Source organism: Rhizobacter sp. P3_B12, assembly GCF_056402895.1.
In genome coordinates, this window is sequence record NZ_JBFUGN010000584.1 from 1 (window position 1) to 3,920 (window position 3,920).

Sequence of the window (3,920 nt, forward strand, 5' to 3'; positions counted from 1 at the left end):
ACCTCGGGCTGACCGGCCTGTTCGTGCCCGAGGCGCACGGCGGCATGGGCTTCGGCCCGACCGACGCGATGGTGGTGATGGAGGAACTGGGCCGCGGCCTGGTGCTGGAGCCCTATGCGCAGGGCGCGCTGATGGCTGGCGGCGTGCTGTCGGCCTGCGCGCCGCAGCCGGCGGTCGACGGCTGGCTCGCGAAGATCGCCGGCGGCGATGCGCTGGTGGTGCTGGCGCACCAGGAGCGCGGGGCGCGTTTCAAGCTGGCGCATGTCGAGACCGCAGCGAAGGCGGCCGGCAGCGCGTGGACGCTCAACGGCGCGAAGAGCCTCGTGCCGGCCGGCGATCTGGCCGATGCGTTCATCGTGCCGGCCCGCGTGTCGGGTGCGGTCGACGATCCGGCGGGCATCGCGCTGTTCCTGGTCGAGCGCCGTGCCGCCGGCGTGAAGACGCGCGGCTACGGCACCGCCGATGGTGCGCGCGCGGCCGAGGTCACGCTGGCCGATGCGCCGGCCACGCTGCTGGTGGCCGCCGGCGAGGGCCATGGCGCGCTGGAACACGCGGTCGACATCGGCATCGCCGCGCTCTGCGCCGAGGCGGTCGGCGCGATGGACCAGCTGGTGGCGGTGACCGTCGAGTACATGAACACGCGCAAGCAGTTCGGCGTCGCGATCGCGAGCTTCCAGGCGCTGCGCCACCGCATCGCCGACGTGAAGATGCAGCTCGAGCTGGCACGCTCGATGAGCTACTTCGCGACGCTGAAGATGAACGAGCCGGCCGGGGCGCGGCGGCGCGCGCTGGCGCAGGCCAAGTACCAGCTCGGCGTCTCGATGCGTTTCGTCGGCCAGCAGTGCATCCAGCTGCACGGCGGCATCGGCGTGACCGACGAGTACATCGCTGGCCACTACTTCAAGCGGCTGACGGTGATGGAGCTGAGCTTCGGCGACACGCTGCACCAGTTGGGCGAAGTGTCCGATCGCATGCAGGACACGGCCGGCGTCTTCGCCTAGGGCACGACGCGGCCGAACAGATCCATCGGGTGGCTGTCGTCGGCGCCGACCGCCCCGATGGCCGTGCCGGCGCCATCGGCGGGGTTGCCCGCATTGATGAGCGGGCTGCCGGCGGCGGGCCGGTAGATCTGCCGGTAGCGAGACAGGACCTGCCCTGTCGTGTACAGGCCCAGCCAGACGCAGCCCTTCGACACCCGGTACGGCACCTCGGCCTGGCCTGAGAGTCTGGGGTTCGCCTGCACGTCGTGCACCCCCGCCGGGTTCTGCACCATGCCCGGCAGATAGCGCGCCGAATTCGGCGCCAGCGGATTGAACCAGCCGTTGTAGTCTGCCGAGATCACCCGCGGGCTGGCCACGGCGCCGCTGTCGGTCGATACCAGGGCCTTGCCGAAACTGGCTGGCACCTCGCTGAACGCGGTGAACAGGTTGTTGCGGATGGAGGTGAACACCGAGCCCGCGCCGATGTTGAACACCGGCGCGTCGTAGGCACCGGCCGAACCACCGGCATCGAAGCTGTTGTTGTGGATGTCGAGGCCGCTCTCTCCGCCGTAGACCATGATGGCGCCGTCGTATTGGGTGTTGGTGCCGCTGGCATGCGCGAAGACGTTGTGGTGAATCCGGGTGCCGCTCGCCGAGCCGCGCCAGAAATTGTGCCCGCTGTCGATGGCCAGGTTGTAGCGGAACTCGCCGCCGAAATTCTGGATCGGCCACGAGCCGCCATGCACCACGTTGTGCTCGGCCAGCTCGTTGCCGGAGCTGCCTTGCAACCAGAGATTGAAGCCCTGGCTGAACCCGCCGTGGTAGTCGTGCAGCAGGTAGTTGCCTTGCACGATGTCGTTCGACGAGTCGTAGAGCTGCAGCACCGCCCTCACCCCCATCAGGACATTGCCCTGCCCTGCAAGCAGGCCACCGATCTGCCAGCCGTTGCCACTCACGCGCAGCATGCCGCCACCGACGCGGTTGCCCTGCAAGACCTTGCCGCCGGACGTGTTGCCGGCGAGCTCGAGGACGACCGGCACCGACGGGTCGCTCGAAACATAGGTGATCAGGTTGTTGGCGCGAAGCTCGTTGTTCTTCACCGTCATCGTGCCACTGCCCTGGGCGCTGAAGCGCATCGCCCCGGTGGCCTCGAAGACCGAGTCTTGAATCGCCACCGAGCCCGTGGTCGCGATGTCGATGCCCAGGGCACTGAAGCGGCCCAGCCCGCTGACATGCGCATTCTGGATGTGCACGCGGCCCGAGTAGCCCGCGCCGGCAAGCACCTTGAAGCCATTGCCGATGACGGTCTTGTCCGTCCAGTCGAGGTCGGCCGAGCCGCTCAGCACCAGGTCTTGCGTGAGCGTGACCGTGACGCCGTGCACGGGCGGGGCATCGATGTGAATGGTGATGGGGGTCGGCCCGTCGACCTGCCTGCCGCCGGCGCCGGTGGCCGGGTCGTACGGCACATGGCCGACGGTCAGCACATGCTCGCCCTGCGGGAGGCCGGCGGGCAGGCGCAGCTCCCAGAGGTTGAAATCGGTGGCACTCGGCAAGGCCACGCCGACCAGTTGCCCATCGACATAGAAGTTCTCCCGGGTTCCGGGGCAGACGTAGGGCGGGTGCCCGGGTGGGCACAGGTAGGCATTCGGATCTCGCGCATCGGCAAGGATGCGCAGCGGCGCGCCGGCCGTGAAGTGCATGTGCGGCGCGGGGCTCTTGATGCGTGTCGCGCTGGCTCCGCTCTCGTTCCAGATCGGCTCGATGGGGTCGGAGAAGCAGGCCTCCGCGGGTGCGGGTGCGGGTGCGGGTGCGGGTGCGGGCGCCGGTGCAGGCGCGCCGATCGGTGGTGATGTCGATGGCGCGGGCGCGGGCGCGTCATCCGATGCGCCGCTGCCGCATGCGCTCAGCAACAGCACGGCGGCGAACAGCCCGCTCAGCGTCGGTATCGTTCCGCGAAGGCCTCGCATGACTCAGTTGGCCAGCCGGGGCGGTGCCTGCACGGTCGTCGGCAACGCCCCGCTGAAGGTGACGCTGCCTGCCTGGTTGCGGATCTCCAGCGTGCCACCGGTGCCGTCGGTGCTGAAGCGCGCGGTCGCCACGCTGCCGTTGGCCAGCGTGATCTGTGCGCCGGTCTGGCCGGCCGCGTCGGAGCGGGTCGCCGCAGTGAAGGCATGGTCCGCGCCCAGCACGTTGAGAAACACCGACGCGTTGCCGTTCGAATCGGCCACGTCGACGCGCGAGCCGGCATTCATGTCGTCATCGACCGTGGGCCACGAGATTGCCTGCGAGGCGAGCCCGGTGGGAGCGAGGCGCACCACGTCGAGCTGGTTGCTGCCGCTCATCGCCGTGATGCGGTCGCCCGAGAGCGTGGGCGTGCCCGGCAGATTCAGCGTCCAGATGCGGCTGATGCCGCTGCCGGTGGTCTGCACGCGGTCGAGGATCACGAGCGTGGCGGGCTTGATGAACAGAAACTCGCGCTCCACCTTCGCCACCACCGCCTTGCCGCCGTACATCGGTGTGACCCGCGCCAGGCCATAGGCGTAGACGGGCGTGTCGGCCAGGGCCTGCATCGCGCAGCTGGCGTTGTAGGTCTGCTCCACCAGCTTGCCGTTCTGCTCGATGCGCACCAGGTTGTGCGGCGTCTCGTACTGGGCCAGGCCCGAGTGCGAATCGATGTTTTCATCGAAGGCGAGCCAATTGCCCTTGAACATCACGAAGCTGCCCTGGTCGTGGTGGGCATGGCTCTCGGTGTAGGGGCCGCAGATCAGGTTGGCATAGGTGGCATCGCCGGCCCAGGCCGAACGCATCGAGAACTGGCCGGTGCCGCTGCCCCAGTGGGCGGTGGGCAGGCGGCTCAGCGGCTGTGCGGCGATGTCGGATTGGTCGTACAGGTAGTCGACCCAGTACTCGAAGGCATTCGCCATGCGCGGTACCGACGAC

General features: G+C 68.9%; 3 protein-coding genes. 1 reads left to right on the forward strand and 2 read right to left on the reverse strand.

Annotation, left to right across the window (positions count from 1 at the left end):
• Positions 1 to 1,001: acyl-CoA dehydrogenase family protein (locus AC1D01_RS24135; RefSeq protein WP_477870857.1), on the forward strand; the 1,001-nt coding region annotated here is incomplete at its 5' end.
• Here the strand turns inward: AC1D01_RS24135 and AC1D01_RS24140 are convergent.
• Complete coding sequence (locus AC1D01_RS24140; RefSeq protein ID WP_477870859.1) at positions 998 to 2,896, reverse strand: right-handed parallel beta-helix repeat-containing protein; 1,899 nt, start codon at positions 2,894 to 2,896, stop codon at positions 998 to 1,000. The genes AC1D01_RS24135 and AC1D01_RS24140 overlap by 4 nt on opposite strands.
• Positions 2,897 to 2,950: 54 nt before the next feature.
• A partial coding sequence (locus AC1D01_RS24145) for a hypothetical protein (RefSeq protein WP_477870861.1) occupies positions 2,951 to 3,920 on the reverse strand: 970 nt, incomplete at its 5' end.